This window comes from Planomonospora antibiotica (assembly GCF_014647955.1).
In the GTDB taxonomy this organism is placed as follows: Bacteria; Actinomycetota; Actinomycetes; order Streptosporangiales; family Streptosporangiaceae; genus Planomonospora; species Planomonospora parontospora.
In genome coordinates this window covers 1-21,803 of record NZ_BMQE01000070.1, presented here as the reverse complement: position 1 = coordinate 21,803, position 21,803 = coordinate 1, and the positions used below count along the sequence as shown (strand labels likewise).

Here is a 21,803-nt window from a genome sequence, read left to right as displayed (position 1 = left end):
TGACCAGCACGTTCAGGTCGTGCCAGCCTCTAGGGGCCCTGAATTACGCGGAACGCGGGTCAAGGCGCGGGACCGCTTACCGGCTGCTGTGGCGAGCGCCGCGGTTGGACAGCGATAGTCAGCGCATCGGCCCCTGCCGTTTGCCTTACTGAGGCGCGTGGCCGCGGTGGGTCTGCGGGGGCTCAGAGCCGGGGCTGGCGGGTGTGAGTGCGCTGTTAACGCGGTACTGCAGGCGGATGGCAGCCAACCGGAGCGCAGCGGTGGCCACATTGAAAATAGGTCCAGTACTCCCAAAGTTTTCAGGATCGCCGGGAGTAGACCGCGCCGCCCGGATGGGACCGGCCCCGAGTCGGTAACGATCTATGGATCGCACGGGAGCGGGACGCCTCCGCGCGCTGATATGGCCGGTATGGGTCTGCCTGCATGGATGCGCCGCTCTCCCTTCCCCGATCCGGTTCCTGCCGCGGCGGTTCCGCCGCATCTGCGTCCGCCGCGCCCGGCCGGCTGGTGGATCGTCCCGGTCGCGCTGGGCATCGGCGCCGCCGTGTTCGGGGTGGCCTGGTGGCTGCTCACCGGCGCCTCCGCTTCCTCCGGCGGCGGGCCCGCGGCCACCCCGGCCCCGGCGTCGACGGCCGCCCCGCTGCCTTCGGGGGTCACCCTCGTCCAGGTGCGCAGCGAGGTCCTGCGCACCGCCCTGGCCGCCGGGGCCGGCATCGGCGCGGCCATCACCTTGATGCTGGCGTTCCGGCGGCAGCGCCATCAGGAGATCGCCACCCTCCACACCAGCCACGACGCCGCCGAGCGCCGGGTCACCGAGCTGTACACCAAGGCCGTCGAGCAGCTCGGCCACGACAAGGCCGCCGTGCGCCTGGGCGGTCTGTACGCGCTGGAGCGCCTGGCCCAGGACAACCCCGGCCACCGCCAGACCATCGTCAACGTCATTTGCGCCTACCTGCGCATGCCTTACACCCCACCCGTCCCGGCACCGGAGCCGGTCCAGGCTCCGCCCGCCCGGTCGGCTCCCCCGTCGAATGACCGGTGGCTGCATCCGCCCACGCCCGGCAACGAGGAGACCCCGCTACCCGAGCAACCCGCCGCCGACAAGACCGACGACGCCGAAGGCGAGCGGCAGGTCCGCCTGACCGCCCAGCGCATCCTCGGCGATCACCTGCGTGACGAACGCGCCCCCGGAGAACGTGACAGCGGCCAGCCGGCTGATGTCCGCTTCTGGGACGGCATGCGTCTCGACCTGGCCGGCGCCGCCCTCATCGACCTCGACTTCCAGGACTGCCGCATGGCAAAAGCCGGGTTCGGCGGGGCGACCTTCACCGGGGACGCCTGGTTCGGCAGGGCGGTCTTCACTGAGACCGCCCTGTTCGGCGGGGCGACCTTCACCAAGACCGCCCTGTTCGGCGGGGCGACCTTCACCAAGACCGCCTGGTTCGGCGGGGCGACCTTCACTAGGGACGCCTGGTTCGGCGGGGCAACCTTCACCGAGATCGCCCTGTTCGACGGGGCAACCTTCACCAAGAGCGCTCAGTTCGACGGGGCGGTCTTCACTAGGGACGCCTGGTTCGACGGGGTGGACTTCACCGGGATCGCCCTGTTCGACGGGGCAACCTTCACCGAGACCGCCCTATTCGGCAGGGCGACCTTCACCGAGACCGCCCCGTTCGACGGTGAGGACGCCCGAGTGCTGCGGCCGGATCGTGGTCATGTCTGGCCGCCAGGGTGGACGGTCGCGGAGCAGCCGGACGGGACCGGGCTGCTGCGGCGGCAGGAGGAACCGGAGCCGGCCGCGCCGGGCGCGGAGGGCGGTGCCCCCGCGCCGGACGGCGAGGACGGGACCGGGACGCCGGAGGCGGTCGGCTGACGGCGGGCCCAATGCCCGGTTTCACCCGATTCCCAGAGGGTCAACTTGCGGGAATTCCTATTCCCGGGACTTGACCATGTCAGGGAACCCTGACATGCTGACTGTCAGGGTTCCCTGACATGGAAGGGGTACGGCGATGGGCTGGCTGAGCGACGACGGGCACGAGGGATGGGCCGACCCGCTGCCCGGCGGATGGCGCGGGCGCTGCGACTGCGGATGGGTCGGCCCCTCCCACCCGACCTACCCCGCCCCGAAGGACGGCGACGACGCCCCCGACGCCGTCGCGGCGGCCATCCGGGAGCAGTGGGCCGGTCACCTGACCCCGGCCACCCTGCGCGCCGTTCAGGAGGCGGCCGCGGCCGCCAAGGCCGCCACCGAGCGCCTGGAGGAGGCCGTGCGCGCCGCCCGCGCCGACGACCGGTCCTGGGCCGACATCGGCGCCGCCGTCGGCATCACCCGCCAGACCGCCCACGAGCGGTGGGCCAAGGCCTGCGGGTAGCCCCCGCACCGACACGCCCCGCCCCGGCGCGAGCCGTACGGCGGGGCGTCGCCGTGTCTGCCCCGGCGCGCCCCGGGCGGGCGAGCGTAGCCGTCACGGCCCGCCCCTCAAGCCCGCTCCCTCGCTTCGCTCGGTCGGCGGGCTTGACCGCCGGGACCGCCGACGGCTGGCCGCCCTTCCGGCGGGGCGCGGCGGGCAGCAGACGGCAGAGCTGAGAACAGAGAAGCCAGAACAGATAAACCAGACAAATTAACTAAAACTACATGAATACTACAAATGGTACATAAGTGAAAAATAGAGAATACATGAATTAAATAGACAATTAATGCATATATGCATATATAGGACATATGTGAACTAAATAGAAATACAAGATCAACTACAGTGCTAAGGCATCGTCACCTTCGCGCCGATGCGTCCGGGACGAAAAGAGGTCCGCGATGTCGTCCGACCACGAGGAAAACGTCTCCGTCTACGTCCGCGCGACGTACAGCCTGGACGGCCGCACATGCGCCTGGTGCCGGGAGATGGTGCCCTACTCCGGACGCGGCCGGCCCGCCGTCTACTGCTCCAAGGCGTGCCGCAACCGGGCCTGGGAGGTGCGCAGCGCGGAGCGGCGCCTGCAGCGTGACATCGCCGCCGGGGTGCTGCGCACCGAGCCGGTGCGCGAGCTGATCCGCGAGACGGTCACCGAGACGCGCACCGTCACGGTGCGGCCCAAGCCGCCCGCGCCGCCCAAGCCCGCCAAACCGAGCCCCGAACCGGGCGTGCCGACGTCGGCGCGCGCGTGGATCGCTCTGCTCGAAGCGCTCGGCGAGCAGCTGCGTGATGGCGAGCTCGGCCGCCAGCACTGGCACCACGCCCGCCTCTACAACGCGCTCGTGGAGGCCGTGGTGGACCTCGGCGACGCCTACCCGGGCGGCCTGGACTACCTCCGAAACGAGGTCACCCGGCGCAGAAGTTGAGCCGTCCGCGCGTCACCGGCGAGGAGATTTCCCGTGCTTCGGCGCGGAGCAAGTTAGTACATAAACCGGAGTTACCGGCGTGCGAGGCGCACCGCGCTCGGCGAGGGGACGGAGACGGTCGAGCGCGGCCCGCTCGGCGTCGTCCAGGCGCTCGCCGAGCCGGTCCGCGGTGCGTCGTCGACGCGTTGCGGCGGCGGAATTACGCGCCCGGATTCCGTCCCGGACGAAACGGAAGCCGGACCCGTTCTCCGGAGCAAGTTGGTAGATAAGTCGGACTTACCGACTCGGCGGGCTCGGCGAGGGGGCGAGCGAGTCGCCGGCGACCGGGACAGCGGGCGCAAGATATGCGCTCGGCCGGGCTGATCGAGCGGCCGGGAAAAGGGGGCGCGTACCCCCGCGCGCAGGGGGGCGCGCACTGGGGCGCGCGGCGCGCCCCCCTTGGTTTCCCGTCCGGCCAGGTGGCGAGCGGTCGCGGTGGCGGCCGCCGCGGTGAGGTAACGGGGTGCAAGGGTGTCCCGGAAGGCGTGTCATTTTGTCGCGGCCGCGACGGCGATCGGCGGCACTGATCGGGCGGCGATGAGACGAGCGATCAGGACTCCTGATCGGGGTCGCCCGGGGCGCTGCGGGGCGTTGCGTTGGAGGCCGCACGGCGGGGGATTTCGCCGGGCGCACGAGCGGGATAAGCGCGCCCTGCGCACGGTCGGCGGCGGCCGGATTGCGCACCGAGTATCGTCCCGGACGAAACGCTGAGCGTGTCCGTTTTCCGGTGCAAGTTAGTGCGTAAGGGCACCTTATGAAGCGCGGGCCCCCGATCGGCGGATGAGAACTTTCTTCACGGGTTCAAGGCGGCCGCCGTGGCGGCCGCGGAGGAGTTGCCGAAAGAATCCGCCGGCGGATCGGGCGGGCTACTCGCCCGGGTCGGCCTGCCACATCCGCTCCAGCTCGGCGATCTCCTCACGGCGCCGCTGCAGCGCGTCCCGGACCGCGCCCATCACGTGCTCGTGCACCCACGGCGGGGGCGGGTCCTCGGGGGAGATCAGGCACAGCGAGGAGCAGTACGGTGCCCAGTCCGGATCGGTGACGGGCGCATCGCAGCGCGGGCACTCGGGCACCAGGTCCTCCTTGCCGAACGGTGGGCTGCCGAATTGTTCTCATAGGGATCAAGCGGCCGCGCCGACGGCGCGGCCGTCGCGCTCGGCGGCCGCGGGCCGGGCGTGCGGCCCTGGCGGCCGGTCCCGGCCCGCGCCGCCCGCGCTCCGTCCGCCCCTCAGCGCCGGTCGGATCCTTGGAATCTCAGGCGTTGGCCCCGCCGTAGACCCAGACATCCGGATCCTCGTCCGGCGTCGATCCGTAGAGCCCGCCAGGCCGCCCCGGCACGCTCACGTACGCGCCCTCCGAAGCGATCCCCACGAAGAACTCCCGACCGTCCAGCGGCCCACCGATCAGGGCCACCCGCTTCAACTCCGTCGACATGCCGCCCATCCTCCCGCCTCCCGGTCCCGAACCTCACACCTACGCATTAATGAATGATCAAGGTCGGGCGGGGGGTCGGCTACCGCCAACATCGGTACCGATCCTCCCCGCAGCCGTACCGGGCCGGGGCCGTGACGATCGCCGGGGGTGGCCGCCCCCCGTAGGTGGTCGGGGCGATCGGAGACCGGGGACCTCCTTCGTCGCCCCCCGTCCATCGAAGCCCCGGGCTGAAGTCCCGGCGCGGCACGAGAAGCATGTGCCGCCTCGTCGTATGAGTCGTGTATGAGACACCTCATACACGCATGTACAAGCCTCTTCTACAGGTGTATGAGGGTTCTACCTGTGTATGCGAGGTGGGGCCGATACGGTGCCGAGGTGTTCACTCTCGCGGTCCTCAACCAGAAGGGTGGGGTCGGCAAGACCGCCACCACCATGAACCTCGCCGGGGCCCTGGCCGAACTGGGATACCGGGTCGTCATGATCGACCTGGACCCGCAGGGGCACCTGACCGAGGCCTGCGGCATGCCGGAGGCGACCCGCCCGGCCGCCCTGTACGACGTGCTGCTCGCTGACTCCGGCGCCGTCACTCCCGAGGCGGTCGCCGCCCTGGTGGTTCCCTGGCGCGACGGGATCGACATCGTGCCGACCTCGGTGGAGATGTTCATGCTGGAACGGCAGCTCTACCAGCACCGTGGGATGGAGTGGCGCCTGCAGCTGGTCACCGAGCGCTTGGCCGGCCTGGGCGTCTACGACGTGTGCCTGATCGACTGCCCGCCCTCCTTGGGGGCGCTCACCGACAACGCGTTGGTGGCCTCCCGCCGCGTCCTCATCCCGGTCCAGGCCGAGGACTCAACGTTCCGCGCGCTACGCCTGCTGCTGGAACAGGTGGCATCCGCTCAATCCGACCTGCGCATCGAGATCGAGGTGGTGGGGATGGTCGTCAACCTGCTGGACCGGCGCAAGGGCCGCATCGTCACCTCCGCCCTGGAAGATCTGCACAAGATGCCGCTGGCCGTGCTCGGAGAGATCCGCGACCTGAAGGAGGTTCGGGAGGCCTGGCGCGAGAGCCTGCCGGTGGTCGCCTACGCGCCGGAGTCGCCATCGGCCGCCGAGTTCCGCCAGCTGGCCAAGGTCCTGGCAGGCGACAGTGCGGACGGAGGGCAGGCGTGACCCCGGCGAAGAAGATCGGCCCGCCCAAGGGGGTCGCCGCGAGCACCGAGGCCGCCCGCATGGCCACCCTGGGCGGCCGGTTCAGTGACGCCTCACCGGCAAGTACACCGTCGTCAGATACAGGTGTACCTACCTCATACACGCCTCCGAAGCGTCGCAGAGGCGAGCCAGCCGGGATGACCCGCCGGACTTACTACCTGCCGACGCAGGTCGCCGAGGATCTGGACGCGGCTGTGGAGCAGCTGCTGGCGGCCACGGCCGGGCGGGCGACCAAACACGAGGCGCTCGCGGCGATCCTGACCGCAGGATGCCGTCAAGCTCCTACGCTTGCGGCCGGCCTTCGGGCGGCGCTGCTGGCCGAACTCGCGGCGCAGCAGGAGGCCGACCAATAGCGAAGGGCCGTCCCTCCGCAGTGGAGGGACGGCCCCGGGTGATGGACCGGCGGGCCGGTCAGGCCGCCATGATGAGGGCCGCGACGAACAGCCACGCCACATGCCAGGACTGGTCGAGGGCGTAGGCGCCCGTCCCGAGATGCGGCGCGTCGTTGTGGCCGGGCCGCGGGGCACCGAGCCGGTAGAAGTCGCCCTTGCCGGTCGCCTTCGCCAAGCGGGCGAGGGTGGTTCGGCGGTCGGCCCAGTAGTGGCTGATCCCGTCGAGCAGGAGGCTGGCGGCCACGGCGAGCGGGGCCAGGCGCAGGCCGGTGACGGCCAGCAGTGCGGCCAGGAACCCGGCCTTGACGGCGGCGAGCTGCAGGACGTGAGCGGCGCAGTGGCGGCGGCCCTCACGTCCCGGCAGGCCCTTGTGCAGGGCCTGGTGGTGGGTCTGGCCCCACCAGTGATCACCGAAGGTGTGGGCGGCATACAGCGCCGCGAAGGTCGCGGCGAAGGCGGCGTGGGCGGTCATCGCTTGCATCCCGGGGCTGACGGGCGCGGGCATCGGGGGGCGCCGCTGGTCTGGGCGCCGCATCCGGGGCAGGTCCAGATCCGCTTGCTGGGCTCGGCCATGATGGTGGTGATCCCTTCTCGGTCCTCGGCTGGTTCGGGTGGGTGATCGAGGGCGCGTCCGGGTGTGCAGCCTGGACGCGCCCGTCCAGGGCCTACCGTCGGCGGGCGGTGGTGACGAGCTCGTGGCGGATGCGCCTGGCGGCGGGGTCGTCGCCGTGGGCGTAGTGCACGACCTGGTCGCGGGCGTCGACGGTGGCGTAGTTGCCGCAGCAGTCGCAGACGATCGTCTCGGTCATCTCGGGGCGTCCTTTCCGAGGTCAGAACCGGCCGTCGGCGCTGGAGTGGCTGGCGCAGGACCAGACCATCTCGCCCTTGAACGTGATCATGGTGGTGGGGCGGCGGGAGCAGCCCGCGGAGAAGCAGTCGCCGCGGTCGCTGCGCTCCACGAAGGTCGGTCGCTTGTGGCCCATCGGTCCTCCTGGTGGTGAATGTCGGGAGCTGGACCGCTCCGGGCACCCGCCCGACCACCGGCCGGGCGAGCACCCGCAACGCCTCAGCGCCGGATGAGCGGCTTGGTCACGTCGCGGTGGGTCAGGCGGACGACCAGACCCGCGGCCGACAAGTCGCCCGCGATGGCCTCGGTCATGGCCACGGCCCGGTGGCGGCCGCCGGTGCAGCCGACCGCGACGGTGACCGGGCCGCTGGCGGTCGCGGTCAGCTCGCGCACCAGGGCGACGGTGTGACCGATCGCGGCCCGCACGCCCGGGGTGGCAAGGACGTGGCGGTAGATCGTGGGGTCCAGGCCGGTCAGCTCGCGCATGGCCGGGTCGGTGTGCGGGTCGCGGAAGCGGCGGCGGGCGTCGATGACGATGTCGGCCTCGGGTGCCGGGGCGTGGCCGTAGCCGAACGAGGTGATCTTCGCGGCGGGGGTGCGCTTGCCCATCAGGGGTCCTCCTTGTGGTGACGGTGGGTGACAGTCGGAGCGGGATAGTCCGCCGGGCGGGAGCGGTGCCGGCGAGAGCGGGTGTGGGGGTCGTGGGGGTCGTGGGGGTCTGCCGGAGAGGGCCTGTGCGGGCTCCACAGGGGCGGAAACCCGGGGTCCTGGACCACCCCCCCGACCCCCCCAACCCTTTGTTTCTGCTGTTCAGCGGCCGTGGGGGTCCCCCGGGGGAGGGTGGGGGGTGTGGGCCTCCCCCGGGGGACCCCCACGGGGGAGTCGATGGTCAGGCGGCGGGCCAGGCGGCGACGTCGGCGGGCACCTCGATCTCGCCCCGGGTGATACGCTCCGCAGCCGTCTCCAGGGCCGCGCGCGCGTAGCCGCGCCGCTCCTGGCCGCCCCGGGAGAACTTGTTCGGCAGCGGCCGGACCTCCAGCGGGCGCAGCAGATCGGCCAGCTCGGTCATGGTCAGCCCGAGCGCGGCCGCCAGTTCCTCGGAGTGGAGCCGCTCGGTGCGCATGGACTCGAAGACCGCCAGGGCACGGCGCAGGATCTCCGGAACCGGCGCCACCGGGGCGGCGGGCACGGCCGGGACCGCCGGAGTCGACGGCGCGGCGGGGCGTACCTGGGTGGCGCGCAGCATCTCCCGCGGGTCGGCCCACTGGGAGGCGTCAGCGACCGGAGCGACCTGCGGCCGGGAACGGCGGGCCAGCTCGATCGGGTCGGCCCAGGTGCTCGCGTCCGCGGTCGCGCCGCCGGGCAGGGCCGTCAGGTGCGGGCGCTGCCCGGCAGCCGGAGCGGACGGCGTCGGGCGCGGGGACGCCACCATGGCGCCCTGGCCCTCCTGCCCTTCGGCCGGGTGGGTCAGCGCCGGGTCCCAGATCACCGGGTTGCCGCGGTCGTCGGTGATGCCGGGCAGCTCGATCGGGCGCGGCCGGGGCAGGCGGGCGCGCTGGGCCGGTGTCGAGAAGCACCAGCGCATCCGCTCGTGCCGCCCTCGGTAGGCCTCGCCGGCGGCCGCCACGGACGGCGCGTCCAGCTCGGTGCGGTTGCGGCTCATGGCCAGCGAAGCGGGGCGGATGTCGCGCTGCGGCTTCATCCGCCAGGCCTTCCACGCGCGCACTTCCTCGTTGCCGTGGATGCGCACGAAGCCGCTGCCCGGGCCGGACAGCTCCATGATGTCGGCGCCGTTGGCCGACTCGTACAGGTAGGTGACCTCCTTCTGGGCGCAGCCCGCCATGATGATCCGGTTGTGCAGCAGGGCCAGCAGGTCGGTGGAGACGGTCGAGGAGATCGAGCGCAGCGCCGAGACCACCACCTGGCAGGCGTCCGCCCGCCCGAGCCGGGCGATCTTCTCGATGCGGTCGCGGATGCCGCGCTCGATGGGGTCGCGCACGTCGGGGGCCAGGACCTCGGCGCCCTCGTCCAGGATGATCGTGACCTGCGGGACGGAGGCGGAGACCGGCAGCAGGTCGGTGTCGGAGTCGACGCGCAGCTGGGCGTAGGCGGTCTTGCGCTCCAGCAGGATGCGCACCTGCGCATCGGCCATCAGCAGCGCCTCCTCCGGGCAGGAGGCGGCCCAGTCGATCGCGGGCCGGTCGACCTCGCCGTCCATCCACGGCCGCACCCACGCCTGGGCGACGCCGCCGCCGTTGAGGTCCATGTGCCAGGGCAGGTTGTCGAAGCAGCGGCCCAGCTCCGCAGTGATGGTGTGCAGCGTGCCGGTCTTCGCCGAACCGGTGGTGCCGACCACGATGGTGCGGGGCTGGCGCATGTTCAGCCGCATGGGCTGACCGTTGCGGTACTCGCCGATGGTGATGCCGTCGATGACCGAGCGGGGGCTGTAGTCGCCGGGGTGGTCGATGTCGGCGGCCAGCCGGTCGACGGTGGCCACCTCCAGCCACACCGTGCCACGCAGCTGCCCGGCCCGGGGCGGCAGGACCTCCACGCCGCAGCCCAGCGGCAGCCGCGCGTCGTTGGCCATGCCCTCGCAGGCCTGCTTGAGACGGGCGTCGGTGACTCCGCCCGGCGGCAGGACGACCAGGAGGCTGTAGCCGGTCTTGGTCGGCCACTCCTCCACCTGCTCGATGCGCACGGCCAGGCCGTTGCAGCAGCGGCGGATGCGGTCCTCCCACTCGGTGGCCAGCGCCGCGTGAGCGCGCGGCACCAGGGCGGTGCCCGGCGTGACCGATCCGCCGGCGGACCGGCGGGGCTTGGTGGCCCGGCCCAGCGGGGCCAGGATTCCGGCGGTCGCCGCGCCGATGCCGAGCGCCGCCCACGCGCCCTGCGTCCACGGCGTGTCGATCAGCGTCCAGGTCCACCAGGCGCCGCCGCCGACCCAGCAGCCCACCCGGTACATCAGGGCGGAGGGACCGAGCTGGCGGTGGGCGCCGGCCACCACCATGGCCGCCGCTCCGATCGCGGTGGCCGCGCCGCCCACCACGGGCGAGACGGCCACCGCGTCACCGACCGTGGCCAGCGCGGCCAGGGCCAGGGAGCCCTGCACCGTCGCCGAAACCGGCCCGCGCGGGCGCAGCGACCAGTCCACGGCCGTCTTCTGCTGGGTCTGGGTCCGGGTCTTCGTGTGGGTGCCCACGGTCGGCCTCTCCTTCTGAGCGTGCGTTCTGGCTGGTCAGGGGGCGGTCAGCCGTTGCGGCCGACGTCCCACAGGTGCTCGTTGTTGCGCGGTGCCTCCGCGCGGGCCAGGTCGGGGGCGTGGATGCGCCGGTACAGGGCGGTGATGTCCTCGGCGACGGCCGCCAGCTGCGCCATGCGCGCGTACAGCTCGTGCATGGCCTCGCCGACCACGGGGCTGATCGGGTACTCGCCGGACTGCAGGCGCATCGTGTAGGTGCGCAGCGCCATGGCCACGTTGAGCGGGATCTCCGACAGCTGGTCCATCTCGCGCGTGACGGCCCACATGTCGCCGGGCGCGTGCGAGGCGGCCACCGAGTTGAGGTCGGCGGCAGCCGACACCAGCGGGTTCACCATGGGGTTCCTCCTTGCGTAGGTGCGGTTGGTGGTGAGGGCGTAGGGGTGGCGGTGAGCGGTCGGGGCCGCCGGGGCGGGCTCGGTGGGGCGGTCGGCCGGGATGCGGAAGAACGTGATCGAATAGCCGCATCCGCAGGTGACGACGGCCTTGGCCTCGCCGCCCGGCACGGTGACCTCGTGCGCGCTCCCGCACCGGGGGCAGGTGACGGTCGCGGTGATGGGCGGTTCGCCCTCGCCGCCGTGGACGACGGAGGTGGTCTCCTCCGCGGCCTCGGCGCAGGCCTGCGCCGTCGTGGCGGCCGCGCTGGTCGTGGTGGTCTCCGCCTTCGGCGTCTCAGCGGACTTCTCGGTGGCATCGGCAGAGGACTCCGCGGCCTTGGCCGCCTTCTCGGTCTTGCGGAGCCGGTGGGCCCGCCACCGCTCGACCACCAGGGCCAGCAGCGCGATCAGCGGCGCGGCCATCGCGCCCGGCCAGCCGCCCAGCGATGCGGCGGCCCGCCGGCGGGCGGCGCCGAAGCGCGTGCGCTCGCCCTCGCTGGTCGTGCGGGCGGCCTTCCACGCGGTCGAGACGCGGCCGCCGGTCTTGCGGTCGGCCCAAGCCCCGGCCTTGCGGGCCTGGGAGGCGGCGGCCCGCCCGGTGGCGCGAGCGGCGCGGCGCGCGGCCTTCGTGGTCGCCTGGTAGGCCCGCCCGGCCCGGTGCCCGGTCTTCTCATCGGCCCAGGCAGCGGCCTTCTTGACCTGCTGCGCCCCGGCGCGGGACAGGCGGGCGGTGCCCGCACCGGCCGTACGGGCGCGGCGGCCGAACGCCCGGGTGGCCTTGCCGGTCGCGGTGGCCGCGTGCCGGACCGTCTGGATCGGGGAGTTCGGGCCAGCGGCGTTCTTGCCCTTGGTCTTGTCCGTGGCCGTCGTGCCGGTCGCCGACCGGGTCGCGCGCGTCGAGCTGGTGGCCGCGCGCTCCCGGACCGAGCCGCCCGAGCCGCTGCGGCCTCGCCCGGCGGGACGCTCGGTGCCACCCGAGGGGCGGGTGCCCCGGCCACCGAGCAGACCGCCCAGAGCGCCCGAGCGTGACGTGCTGGCGGTCGAGCGGCCCGCCCGCCCACCGAGCACGCCCCCGAGTCCGCCGGCGGATCGACCACCCGAGCGCGAGGTGCGGCCCTCGCTGCGCAACGCCCCGCCGAACACCGACGAACTGGAGCCTGCCCGGCGGCCAGGACCACGCCGACCCTTGCCGTCCTCCCAGCTCACACCCCACGTGGAGCGCTGACGACGCTGGTAGCGGTGGCGGACGTAGGCGACGGCGCTGCCGCCGGTCAGCACCGCCCCGCCGACCAGACCGGGCAGCCCGAGCAGCTGGTACAGCGACCCGAGCGTCACGGCCGCGCTCGACAGGCCCCCGGCGGCCAGGTGCGCCGCCGGGATGCCCTCCGGGTGCTCGTCGTCCTCGTCCTCGTCGACGTCGTCGGGCTCGTCGGCCTCGACCGGCTCGGGGGCCGGGACCGGCGTCGACGCCGGTAGCACGGTCCCCTCTATCGGCGCGGCCTCGACAGGCGCGGACGCGCTCTCGGCCACCTCTGTGATGGGCTCGTCGGTGTTGCTCATCGGGCACCTCGCGGGCTCCGGCGGGACCGGGGAGCGGACTGGGACAGGACGGAGGAGGCGGCGCGGCCGGCGGCCGCGAGCACCGACACGGCCGCCATTCCGGCGACCGCCCCGGCCAGCCATGCCGCCGCCAGGGCGGGCAGGCTGGTCAGAGCCAGCAGCCACCAGGCCAGCGCCGAGACGATGACGGCGCCGATCAGGTGGGCGCGGATACCGGACTCGCTACGGCGGGGGCGGCTCATCCGGCCACCCCCAGGTCCGCCAGGTCGAACAGGGCCTCTTGGCCCGCGCACAGGCCGCACGGCTCCCAGTGGCGCCGGTCGTGCCGCTTGGGGTCGCGGCACTCCTGGCCCGCCGGGACACGGGGCAGCGTGGCGATGTGGCGCTCCAGCTCCTCCTTGGCCGGGGGCCGGGCGTACCAGTCGCGGCCGGTGGTGCCGCAGGTGCAGGTCATCCGGTAGACCGCGCCGACGTCGTCAGCGGTGCGCACGACCTTCGGTCGGTGGCGGAGCGCGGCCGCCGCCTTCTTGGTGGTCTTCTTGCGGGGCATCGGTCCTCCTCCTCAGCAGTCGTGGGCGGCCGGGTCGTAGGAGCCGTCGATGACCGGCTCCGGGGGCGTGTCGGAGGCGGTCTGCGGGGCGCAGGTCGGCAGCGGCGCGTCCTGCACGGCCGGGACGGGAGCGGGGGCGGGATCGGCCGGCGACCCGCAGGCCGACAGGACCAGCAGTGGAGCGGCCAGCAGGGCCACCAGACGGGAGCGGGTCATCGTGCGTCCCCTTTCAGCACGTCGCGGACGTCGCGGGCGTCGTCCATCCCGCATTTCAGGGCCTGACGGAGGCGGTTCGCGGACGGGTACGGAGGCAGCTCCCCGGAGGCGATCAGGCACCGCGCCTGAGCGACCAGCGGAGCGAGCTCGTCGGCCTTACCGGCCTTACCGGAGCGCGGGTCCGGCACGGTCAGCGGGGCCGCGTTTGCCCTGTACGTAAGGCCAGTAAGGTCGGGCGCCGGGAGTGCGCCAAGGATCTTCCACAGCGTCGGCAGGAGCCAGATCGCGGTGACCGCGCCGAGCGGCCCGAGCGAGTGGACGATCAGCGGCAGCAGATCGAACCCGCCCCACTTGATCGCGGGCCAGCAGTTGAGCACGAGCGTCAGCCCAAGCAGCAGCGCCTCGGCCTTGAAGAGCTTCTTGCCCTCCGGGCTCTTGCGGTCGATCGGCCGGCCACGCATCGCGGCGTAGGCCTGGACAGCGACGGCCGCCAGGAGCGGCAGCGACAGGATCGGCTCCACGCCGAACGCCGCCCACCAGCCGAACGCGTCGGTCTCCTTGTTGAGGTCGAGGCCCTTGACGACGGAGGCCTGCACGCCGATCGAGGACACGCCCAGGGCGATGACGGCCGCCGACATCGACATGACCGTGGTGATCCGGCGCACCCGGGCGTCCTGCCAGGCCAGCGCGGTCGGATCCTGACTCAGGGCGTACAGCCGGGCGGCCTCGGCCACGCGCCGGCGGCGCTTGCGGACCTTGGTCGTGTCGACCAGCAGCGGCGCGTCGTCGGCCTGCAGCTCGACCAGGCGGTGGGCCTCGGCGACCTTCGCGCGCAGCGCGCGGACCCGGTCGGTCTCGCCGTCCTCCTGGTCGTCCTCGCGCTCGTCGTCCTGGTCGTCGTCCTCGGGGGAGACGACAGCCGGGACCGGAGCCAGCAGGACCGGGTTGTGGGCCGCGGTGTAGCGCTCGATCTCCGCCAGGCCGCGGGCGACCTCGTCCGGGTCGGGCGTCGGCGCCGACGCCGGGGGCGTGATGCTCATCTCAGATCACCCCCGCGGCGGCCATGGCCAGGACCAGGGCCGCGGTGAGGCAGACCGCCATCAGGGGCGCCACCAGGGCCGCGCGGATGACCTGCGCCCGCCCAGCGGCACGCGGCCGGGTCTGCGCGGTGGCGATGACCTGGGTCAGCTCGCGCACCGCCGCGGTGAGGTCGGTGATCTCGGTCTTGATGTCGGCCAGGCCGTTGCTGACGTCGGTCAGGTCCTCGCGGACCTCGGTGGTCTTGCCGATCCCGGCCGCGATCTCCTGGAGGTCCTCATGCAGACCGCGCACCGCGCTGGAGAAGAGGTAGTCCTGCATCACTTCACCGCCCGGACGCTGGTCGGCAGGGCGTTGGGCTCCGCGCTGAAGAACACGATGTTGGAGCCGGCCATCTCCGGACCGGCCTCGTTGAGCGCCCAGGACAGCAGACCTTCGCGGGTCGAGCCGGGGGCGGCGGTGACGGTCCGGGTGATCGTGGCCTGGCGCATGCCGTTGTGAACCGCCTTGGCCAGGGTGAGGACGACGAGGAACTCCATCAGTGACCCTCCCCCTGCGCGAGGGCGGCCAGGCGGTCGACGGTCTCCTGCGCGGCCGCCAGCTCCGTGTCCACCAGGCCGAGCAGTTGCTCGGCGGCGGCCAGGCGGTAGTGCCAGATCTCCACGTTGCCGTCGGCGATCTCGTCGGCGGCCTCGACCAGCAGGTCGTCGAGGATGTCGCGGGCGGCGTCCTCGCGGGCCGCAGCGGCGGCCGCGTCCTCACCCGGGAGGGCTGGCACCGTCAGCGCGGGCTCCATCCGGGCGAGGGCGTAGGCGAGGGGACGCAGATCGAGGTCGTCGAGCGGGGTGCGGGGGCGAGGGATCGGGGGGACGATGGTTCGCATCGGGCCAGTCCTTCCAGGGGTGTGGTCCGTGTCGCGGCCTCGGTGTGACAGCACCGAGGCCGCTCTCATTTGCCAGCTCGGAGGTGCGACTCTCTCGAACTGACGTAAGTCAAAATGACTCACTCACCTGAAAGTAGATGCGCTCTCAACAGGGGTCAAGAGGCAACGCACAACTGTCTTAACCAAAGTGAAGTAGTGCACTTTGAGAGCGCGCATGTACGGTAGGACCATGAACGAGAACCGGCCTACGCCTTCGCGCCGGATCGCCGAGGACTTGCGCTCCGACATCACCTCCGGGCGGCTACAGCCCGGATGGAAGCTGCCCAGTGGCCGGGAGCTCGCCCGGCGCTACGGCGTCACCCAGAACACCGCCAACCGCGCTCTGTCGATCCTCGCCGCAGAGGGACTCATCGTCGTCAAGACCGGTAGCGGCACCTACGTAAGGGAATCCCACCCGATCCGTCGCCTGGGGCCCGACCGCTATGCCCGGCACAAGTGGCAGAACACGATCGTCACAGTTCATGCTGACGACCGGCCCGACGGCGAAACCGTTGAGCAGCAGGGTGGACAGACGCAGGACGTTGCACTGACAGAGGCAGACGAGGAGATTGCCGCCGCCTTGGGCATCGAGGTCGGCGCCCCCGTCTACGAGCGCGCCCGGGTCATGACCCGCGATAACCACCCGACCCACACGATGAACAGCTACTACCGGCGGGAGGACGTCGAGGGCACGGCCATCGTGGATCCCCGGCCCGGGATCGCCGGCCGCGGTGGCGGGTTCGCGGTCCTTTCCGAGCGCGGCCTTGAGCCGTACGAGATCACCGAGGACATCTCAGCCCGGATGCCGACGACGGAGGAGGCACTCCTCCTGGAGTTGCCCGCGGGGGAACCGGTTGTCGAGGTACGTCGCACTACCAGAACACGTGAAGGCCGGCCGATCGAGTACGCCCGCGGCGTGCATGCCGCCAGCCGTTTCCTGTGGTCGTTCACGTATCCGATCCCGGACTGACCGCCGATAGTCGATCGCCAAGACGTAAAGCTCGCAACCCGACAGACTCATCCCTCAAATACAAAACCGGCGGCTCTGGAATCCGCTGCTGCGACACCAGAACCGCCGGTCAACAAGCTGCTCGCCCCGCCACAGTCGCCAAACTCAACCGGGACGAGCCTCACGAGAGAGGTCCATTTGTCTCCCCTCGCTACCTCCACGGTAACGCAGCCCGCCGCCGGATTTGATCCGGGACCCGCATGCCTGCAGCCGGTCGCGCTACAGGCGCACACCCGTGATGAGCTGCCCGATCGCCCGCGCAGCCGTACGGCCAGCGCCGTCGCGGCCGATCGCCCCAGGTCGGAGCAGGACGCAAGCGTCAGTCCTTCGCTACACACTCCCGGACCGCGAGGGGCGGGCCGCGCACGGCCTGCTCCTCCCAGTTCTCACGGGAAGCGAGCCATGGCGAACGCAGCAACCGGAGCGGCCCTGCGCGGGGGTGCCCGATGACCGACCCGCAGACCGACACCCAGGCCAGGATCACCCCCCGCGTGGTCAGGCCGGCCGCGATGGACTGGGTCAAGTTCGACGCCGAACTGGCCCGCGACGGGTCGGTGGACCCGGTAGAGAAAGCCCTGTACGCCGCGCTGGCGTCGTTCGTCGACGTCGAGGGCCGCGACAGTGACCCCGACCCCGACGGCGACGACGTGCCCACCCGGGCCGTGCTGGCCGGGTGCATCGGCCGCAGCGTCGACACCGTCGACCGAGTCACCAAGCGGCTGGAGGAGCGCGGCCTGATCCGGGTGCACCGGCGCCGCGACCCTGACAACCCGCGTAGCCACCTGCCGAGCGTCTACGAGCTGCTCGACCACGAGCGGTGGGACGAGCGTGCTGCGGCCCGCGCCGCCGCCCGCCGAGCGGCCCGCGAAGGGCGAGGAGGTAGCCGCACGGATGCGGCCAGGGGTAGCCGCACGGATGCGGCCAGGGGTAGCCGCACGGATGCGGCCAGGGGTAGCCGCACGGATGCGGCCAGGGGTAGCCGCACCGGTGCGGCGGTACCTCTTCCCTCCAGAGATGTTCCTCCTCCTCCTCCGTCACACGGGTCTGCAACGGCCGCACCGGCCACACCGGAGAGGGAGGAGGAGGAGGGTTTCACTCCCACTGGCAACCCCGACCCCGGCGCCGGTGAAGACGCCGAGCGCGGGCGCTCGGGCACCGCTCCTGGACCTCGCAGCGACGAGGGTGGGGCCGACGTCGACGAGGCGACCGCGTGGGTGCTGGAGCTGCCGTGGCGGCGGCCGCCGAACCGCGCCCACCGCCAGGCGCTGGCCGACCTGGTCGCGGCGGCGTGGGCCGACGGATGGACCCCAAAGGACCTGCGGGCGGAGCTGACCGCCGAACTCGAGGGCGTGCGCTCGCTGTACGCCGTGTGGTCCTCGCGCCTGGCGAACCTGCCCGCCCCGCCAGCACCGACGCCCGCGGCCGCGGACAAGACCTCCGGCGGACTGCCGCCCAAGTGCGACGATCCCGAGTGCGATCCCGTCGACCGCACCCTCGATCGCAGGGAGGGCGGCCGCCTGCTGTTGGTGCCGTGCCCGCGCTGCAACCCCGCCAGCCCCGACTACTACCAGGCAGGAGCCGCAGCATGAGCGCGCCCGTCGACGACCTCGCCGCTCTGGCCGACGCCGACTTCGGCCGGGTCCCCCCGCATAGCATCGAGGCCGAGCAGTCCGCCCTGGGCGCCATGCTCATCGGAGCCCGGTGCATCGACGACGTCGCGGCGATCATCCGGCCGGAGGACTTCTACCGGCCCGGCCACCGGGCGATCGCGGCGGTCATCGTCGAGATGAACGCTCGCGGCGAGGCCGTGGACGTCCTGACCGTGCTGGATGAGCTGGAGCGGCGCGGCGAGCTGGCCCGCGTCGGCGGCGGCACCTACCTGCACACGCTGACCGCCGTGGTGCCCACGGCCGCCAACGCGCTCTACTACGCGCGGATCGTCAAGGACAAGGCGATCCTGCGGCAGATCATCGAGGAGGGCACCCGCCTGGTCGCCTACGGCTACGGCGGCGACGCCGAGGATGCCGACGCCGTGCGGGAGCGGGCCATCGCCGAGCTGTCCGGCCGCGAGGAGGGCTCCGACGTCATCGGCCTGGCCGAGCTGATGGCCGCGCACATCGACCAGTTGGAACGCGGCGACGACTCCAGCCGCGTCCCGCTGCCGTACCGCGACCTGACTGCGCTCCTCGGCGGACTGCGGGCCGGCCAGCTCGTGATCGTGGGTGCCCGCCCGTCGGTCGGCAAGTCCGTCGTCGCCCTGGACATCGCCCGCCATGCCGCCCTGCAGCACGGACTGCCGGTCTACCTGGCGTCGCTGGAGATGTCCCGCGGTGAGCTGGCCAACCGGCTGCTGTCCGCCGAGGGCCGCATCCCGCTGACCGACCTGAGCAACGGCACGCTGAGCGATGAGCAGTGGAGCAAGGTCGCGCAGGTGTCGGCGCGTCTGGCCGAGGCGCCGCACCTGGTGATCGACGACACCACGAACGTCACCGTCGAGCGGTTGCGCGCCCAGCTGCGCAAGATGGCCCCCCGCCCCGGCATCGGCCCGGCCCGGCTGCTGGTGGTCGACTACCTGCAGCTCATGCGGCCGCTGCAGACGGCCGGGCGCAAGACGGCGGAGAACCGGCAGGTCGAGGTGGCCGAGATGAGCCGGGAGCTGAAGCTCATCGCCAAGGAGTTCGCGATCCCGGTGGTCGTCGTCGCCCAGCTCAACCGGGGGGTGGAGCAGCGGGCCGACAAACGGCCGCAGATCTCCGACCTTCGCGAGAGCGGCGCCCTGGAGCAGGACGGCGACGTGGTGATCCTGCTGTACCGCAACGACGACCCGGCCGCCGGCACCGTCGGCGAACTGGAGCTGATCGTCGGCAAGAACCGCAACGGCCCCATCGGGTCGGTGGCCGTGGCCTTCCAGGGCCATTACGCCCGTGCCGTCGACATGGCCCGGCCTCGTCAGGCGTAACAGGTGATGCCCTTTACGTCGTTAAGGTCACCGCGTCGCACCAGGGCGGTGACCGGGTCGGGCCTGTCAACGGGAGGACGGACGATCGCGATCACCGTGCGCGGGGCCGATCAGGGGTCTGAGGGCCACGCAGACGGGCGATCGACCACCTCTTGGTGTCAGACAGCCCCCAGCTTGGTCCGGGCCGTCTACGGGGCTCTCAGCCCTCGCCCCTGTCCGGCGGTCCGGGATGATCTCGCGACGAGACGCATCGTCGAGGACAGCTGGGCCGTGCCCTCCCCGAGGGGCGTTTCCCGGCTTTTAAGACACCCCAACGCATGCGCGCGCCCGCGAGGAGAACCCCTCACCCGCTCTGAACTGGGGATATGACGTAACGATGCCGGTGCATCAGGCTATGGCGCCGGTACAGGCGACCTCCCGGCGGAAGGACCTCATGGGCGAGCTGACACGCGAACAGCGGCAGGCCAGGGCCGCGGCCCTGCTCACCGGGGAGGCCGAGCGGCGCACCCGGGCACAAGCGGAGCTGGCGGCCGCGACCGAGCAGGTGCGGGTGGCGGTCCTGGCCGCCCGTGCCGCCGGGATCACCGTGCGGCGCACCGCCGAACTCGGCGGCGTGAGCATCGACACGGTCAACCGGTGGACGGCCGAGGCCGCAGAGCAGCGGGCCCGCGAGCAGCTGCTGAACGTGCAGATGGCCGCCGACCCGGCCCGGCGCGGCCACGCCCTGGCCCTGCGGGTCACCGAGACGCGAGTCCGCGCCGGACAGCGGGAGGTGAGCCTGTTCACCGCCCGGCCGGGCGAGGTGGCCGCGGTCCTGCGCGCCGCCTACAAGGGCGGTCCGACCCTGTGGCCGACGGAGCACGAGCGGGCCGAAGCGGTGGCGGCCGCCGTCGAGGCCGGCGACCCGCACCCGGTCGACGTCGCGTTCGGCTACCTCGACCTGTTCGCGCGGCTGGTGTTGCATGAGCCGGTCGAGGCATGGCAGCAGGCGCTTCGGCCGCATCTGCCGCCGTGGGGCCGGGGTGCGGCGCTGCGCGGTGCCGAGGGGGCCCGCCAGGTGCTCGACACGGTCCTGGCCGCCGTGCACGGGGCGCTGGCTCCCGGCACCGTGGTCCTGGCGGAGGGGGAGCTGGCGATCGTGGCGGAGGCGCGCTGGACCGACACGACGGTGGAGGCCTACGCGGTGATGCCCGCCGACGTCCGGCGCGAGGCTCGGACCGTGCCCGCCGACCAGGTCGCGACAGCGGGCTGAGCCCGTCGGCAGAGAGAACAGGATTCGAGGTTCCCGGAACCTAGCGGCAGTCAACTTGCGCGACGTGGCGCTCAGGAGGCATTCCTGTACCCCCGCTGCAGGGCAAGATCACGAGCTGCGCCACGCTCTCACTTGGCTCTACCAGCTAGGCCTTCCACTGGGCTTCCACTTTGGCCTGCCAGGAACTGCCATAGGACCCGCTACAACGGTGCGCTACGTATCAAACCTCGGTTGCTGAACAGGCCTGCATGCGCTTTGCTTTCCTCCATGAAACACGCCGCCGCCGAGCCTGCCATCGCCACCCCCTACGACACCCGCGTCCACTTCCTTACGCGGGCGAAGCGCATGGCGACCCCCCTGCGGCGTGATTTCGTCCAGAAGCCCCGCAGCGAGGAAGTGCGCCCGAGCGTGTTGTCGACCTTCGTGAAGAACAGGGATCACCGCGGGCTCCTCGCCTACCTCTTCATCCTCGCCGTCACCAGCAAGGAGAACGCGGACGGTTGGACCACCCGTCTGGACTCCAGGGTGTGGGCCCGCTGCTTCGGCACCACGGAGAACACGTCCAGCGACGCCGCCAGCCTCGGCGCGGTCAGCAAGATCCTTCATCGCCTGGAGGGCCGGCGCCTCATCCAGGTCCAGCGGGTCGGCCGCTCCGAAGCCGCCGTGACCCTCCTGCGGGAGGACGGCAGCGGACAGCCCTACACCCGCCCCGGCCTGGGCAACAAGGACGCGCACATTCAGCTGCCCCACGAGTTCTGGACTAACGAACTGGACGCCCGGCTCAAGCTTCCCGGCCTGGCGATGCTCCTCGTGCTGATGTGCGAACCCGCGTGGTTCGGCCTGGCCTCCGAACGCTACCCCGCCTGGTACGGGTGGTCGGCCGACACGGCCGAGCGCGGCTACAAAGAGCTCCTCACCCACCAGCTTGCCGAGTTTCGCGAGCGCATCGTCAAAGCCCCGGCCGCACCCCTGGGCTACACCAAGACGCACCAGTACAAGCTCGCGCACCCTTTCCGCCATGCACCCAGCAAGGGCGGTAGCACGGGCCGGCCGAACGCCGTCCCCGCAGGCGGGAAGGAGGTGGGAAACAACATTGAGCAGTCGGAACCGTCGACAGCCGCGTCACCGCAAGCCGGTTGACCGCACCAACATGATCGTCGTCGCGATTCACGGCATCAGTCAGACCCTGTGGCTGGCGATGCAGGCCGTGAAGGAGAACGGCCCCCTCTAGGGGAGCCGTCCCAGGTAGGCCTCAGCCGGACGCTCTTGCCAGGGAGACCGGCTGGGGTCTCATCTTTACTGCCCACCCTATACAGACCGGAACTGCGTGTCCCGTGCCGTCAAGCCCGCGTTCCGCGTAATTCAGCGGCCTGGAGGCTCGAATATGGGCTGTGAGCTGGGCTGAC

At 72.0% G+C, this 21,803-nt stretch carries 25 protein-coding genes; 10 read left to right on the top strand and 15 right to left on the bottom strand.

Annotated elements, in window-relative coordinates; translation table 11 throughout:
- Nucleotides 1–427 precede the first annotated feature (427 nt).
- The 3 genes from IEZ06_RS33495 (at nucleotide 428) to IEZ06_RS33485 (ending at nucleotide 3,337) form a co-directional block, all read left to right on the top strand.
- Complete coding sequence (locus IEZ06_RS33495; RefSeq protein ID WP_189240684.1) at nucleotides 428–1,873, top strand: pentapeptide repeat-containing protein; 1,446 nt, start codon at nucleotides 428–430, stop codon at nucleotides 1,871–1,873.
- A gap of 136 nt (nucleotides 1,874–2,009) precedes the next feature.
- Nucleotides 2,010–2,372: a hypothetical protein gene (locus IEZ06_RS33490; RefSeq protein WP_189240683.1), complete on the top strand. Its 363-nt coding sequence runs from the start codon at nucleotides 2,010–2,012 to the stop codon at nucleotides 2,370–2,372.
- Between the two features lie 440 nt (nucleotides 2,373–2,812).
- A complete protein-coding gene (locus IEZ06_RS33485) occupies nucleotides 2,813–3,337 on the top strand; it encodes a hypothetical protein (RefSeq protein ID WP_189240682.1) in 525 nt (174 codons plus the stop codon).
- 905 nt (nucleotides 3,338–4,242) lie between these two features.
- Here IEZ06_RS33485 and IEZ06_RS33480 read toward each other — a convergent pair.
- Together IEZ06_RS33480 and IEZ06_RS33475 are read right to left on the bottom strand one after the other, a co-directional pair.
- Nucleotides 4,243–4,449: a hypothetical protein gene (locus IEZ06_RS33480; protein WP_189240681.1), complete on the bottom strand. Its 207-nt coding sequence runs from the start codon at nucleotides 4,447–4,449 to the stop codon at nucleotides 4,243–4,245.
- A 181-nt stretch (nucleotides 4,450–4,630) separates the two neighbouring features.
- A complete protein-coding gene (locus tag IEZ06_RS33475; protein ID WP_189240680.1) occupies nucleotides 4,631–4,810 on the bottom strand; it encodes a hypothetical protein in 180 nt (59 codons plus the stop codon).
- 375 nt (nucleotides 4,811–5,185) lie between these two features.
- Between IEZ06_RS33475 and IEZ06_RS33470 the strand changes: the two genes are divergently transcribed.
- The gene (locus IEZ06_RS33470; protein ID WP_189240679.1) at nucleotides 5,186–5,980 is read left to right on the top strand and encodes a ParA family protein; all 795 of its coding nucleotides are present in this window, start codon (nucleotides 5,186–5,188) and stop codon (nucleotides 5,978–5,980) included.
- Nucleotides 5,977–6,372, top strand: coding sequence for a hypothetical protein (locus tag IEZ06_RS33465; protein WP_189240678.1), 396 nt, complete (start codon nucleotides 5,977–5,979; stop codon nucleotides 6,370–6,372). The genes IEZ06_RS33470 and IEZ06_RS33465 overlap by 4 nt, the downstream gene beginning before the upstream one ends.
- A gap of 58 nt (nucleotides 6,373–6,430) precedes the next feature.
- Here the strand turns inward: IEZ06_RS33465 and IEZ06_RS33460 are convergent, their stop codons facing one another.
- The 13 genes from IEZ06_RS33460 to IEZ06_RS33400 form a co-directional block, all read right to left on the bottom strand.
- Nucleotides 6,431–6,883, bottom strand: coding sequence for a transcriptional regulator (locus IEZ06_RS33460; protein ID WP_189240677.1), 453 nt, complete (start codon nucleotides 6,881–6,883; stop codon nucleotides 6,431–6,433).
- Nucleotides 6,884–7,076: 193 nt separating this feature from the next.
- Nucleotides 7,077–7,220 (bottom strand): hypothetical protein, encoded by a 144-nt coding sequence (locus tag IEZ06_RS33455; protein WP_189240676.1) that lies wholly within the window; start codon nucleotides 7,218–7,220, stop codon nucleotides 7,077–7,079.
- A 21-nt stretch (nucleotides 7,221–7,241) separates the two neighbouring features.
- Nucleotides 7,242–7,394 (bottom strand): hypothetical protein, encoded by a 153-nt coding sequence (locus IEZ06_RS33450; RefSeq protein WP_189240675.1) that lies wholly within the window; start codon nucleotides 7,392–7,394, stop codon nucleotides 7,242–7,244.
- Between the two features lie 83 nt (nucleotides 7,395–7,477).
- Nucleotides 7,478–7,867: a RapZ C-terminal domain-containing protein gene (locus tag IEZ06_RS33445; protein WP_189240674.1), complete on the bottom strand. Its 390-nt coding sequence runs from the start codon at nucleotides 7,865–7,867 to the stop codon at nucleotides 7,478–7,480.
- 280 nt (nucleotides 7,868–8,147) lie between these two features.
- A complete protein-coding gene (locus tag IEZ06_RS33440; RefSeq protein WP_189240673.1) occupies nucleotides 8,148–10,457 on the bottom strand; it encodes a hypothetical protein in 2,310 nt (769 codons plus the stop codon).
- A gap of 47 nt (nucleotides 10,458–10,504) precedes the next feature.
- Entirely contained in the window at nucleotides 10,505–12,451 is a 1,947-nt protein-coding gene (locus IEZ06_RS33435) for a hypothetical protein (RefSeq protein ID WP_189240672.1), read from the bottom strand.
- A complete protein-coding gene (locus IEZ06_RS33430; RefSeq protein WP_189240671.1) occupies nucleotides 12,448–12,693 on the bottom strand; it encodes a hypothetical protein in 246 nt (81 codons plus the stop codon). Before IEZ06_RS33430 ends, IEZ06_RS33435 begins: the two co-directional genes overlap by 4 nt.
- The gene (locus IEZ06_RS33425) at nucleotides 12,690–13,001 is read right to left on the bottom strand and encodes a hypothetical protein (protein ID WP_189240670.1); all 312 of its coding nucleotides are present in this window, start codon (nucleotides 12,999–13,001) and stop codon (nucleotides 12,690–12,692) included. The genes IEZ06_RS33430 and IEZ06_RS33425 overlap by 4 nt, the downstream gene beginning before the upstream one ends.
- A gap of 12 nt (nucleotides 13,002–13,013) precedes the next feature.
- Nucleotides 13,014–13,217: a hypothetical protein gene (locus tag IEZ06_RS33420; protein ID WP_189240669.1), complete on the bottom strand. Its 204-nt coding sequence runs from the start codon at nucleotides 13,215–13,217 to the stop codon at nucleotides 13,014–13,016.
- Nucleotides 13,214–14,257 carry a hypothetical protein gene (locus IEZ06_RS33415; RefSeq protein WP_189240668.1) on the bottom strand — a complete coding sequence of 348 codons (1,044 nt, stop codon included), beginning with the start codon at nucleotides 14,255–14,257 and terminating at the stop codon, nucleotides 13,214–13,216. Before IEZ06_RS33415 ends, IEZ06_RS33420 begins: the two co-directional genes overlap by 4 nt.
- A 1-nt stretch (nucleotide 14,258) precedes the next feature.
- Complete coding sequence (locus IEZ06_RS33410) at nucleotides 14,259–14,576, bottom strand: hypothetical protein (protein ID WP_189240667.1); 318 nt, start codon at nucleotides 14,574–14,576, stop codon at nucleotides 14,259–14,261.
- Nucleotides 14,576–14,794, bottom strand: coding sequence for a hypothetical protein (locus tag IEZ06_RS33405; protein ID WP_189240666.1), 219 nt, complete (start codon nucleotides 14,792–14,794; stop codon nucleotides 14,576–14,578). The genes IEZ06_RS33410 and IEZ06_RS33405 overlap by 1 nt, the downstream gene beginning before the upstream one ends.
- Nucleotides 14,794–15,138: a hypothetical protein gene (locus IEZ06_RS33400; protein WP_189240665.1), complete on the bottom strand. Its 345-nt coding sequence runs from the start codon at nucleotides 15,136–15,138 to the stop codon at nucleotides 14,794–14,796. Before IEZ06_RS33400 ends, IEZ06_RS33405 begins: the two co-directional genes overlap by 1 nt.
- A 229-nt stretch (nucleotides 15,139–15,367) precedes the next feature.
- Here IEZ06_RS33400 and IEZ06_RS33395 point away from each other — a divergent pair, with 229 nt between their 5' ends.
- From IEZ06_RS33395 to IEZ06_RS33375, 5 genes are all read left to right on the top strand, one after another.
- Nucleotides 15,368–16,147, top strand: coding sequence for a GntR family transcriptional regulator (locus IEZ06_RS33395; protein WP_189240664.1), 780 nt, complete (start codon nucleotides 15,368–15,370; stop codon nucleotides 16,145–16,147).
- Between the two features lie 485 nt (nucleotides 16,148–16,632).
- The gene (locus IEZ06_RS33390; protein WP_189240663.1) at nucleotides 16,633–17,775 is read left to right on the top strand and encodes a helix-turn-helix domain-containing protein; all 1,143 of its coding nucleotides are present in this window, start codon (nucleotides 16,633–16,635) and stop codon (nucleotides 17,773–17,775) included.
- Complete coding sequence (dnaB, locus tag IEZ06_RS33385; protein ID WP_189240662.1) at nucleotides 17,772–19,145, top strand: replicative DNA helicase; 1,374 nt, start codon at nucleotides 17,772–17,774, stop codon at nucleotides 19,143–19,145. The genes IEZ06_RS33390 and dnaB overlap by 4 nt, the downstream gene beginning before the upstream one ends.
- Before the next feature lie 433 nt (nucleotides 19,146–19,578).
- Nucleotides 19,579–20,397, top strand: coding sequence for a hypothetical protein (locus tag IEZ06_RS33380; RefSeq protein ID WP_189240661.1), 819 nt, complete (start codon nucleotides 19,579–19,581; stop codon nucleotides 20,395–20,397).
- Between the two features lie 267 nt (nucleotides 20,398–20,664).
- Nucleotides 20,665–21,537: a hypothetical protein gene (locus IEZ06_RS33375; RefSeq protein ID WP_189240660.1), complete on the top strand. Its 873-nt coding sequence runs from the start codon at nucleotides 20,665–20,667 to the stop codon at nucleotides 21,535–21,537.
- The last annotated feature ends 266 nt before the right edge of the window (nucleotides 21,538–21,803 follow it).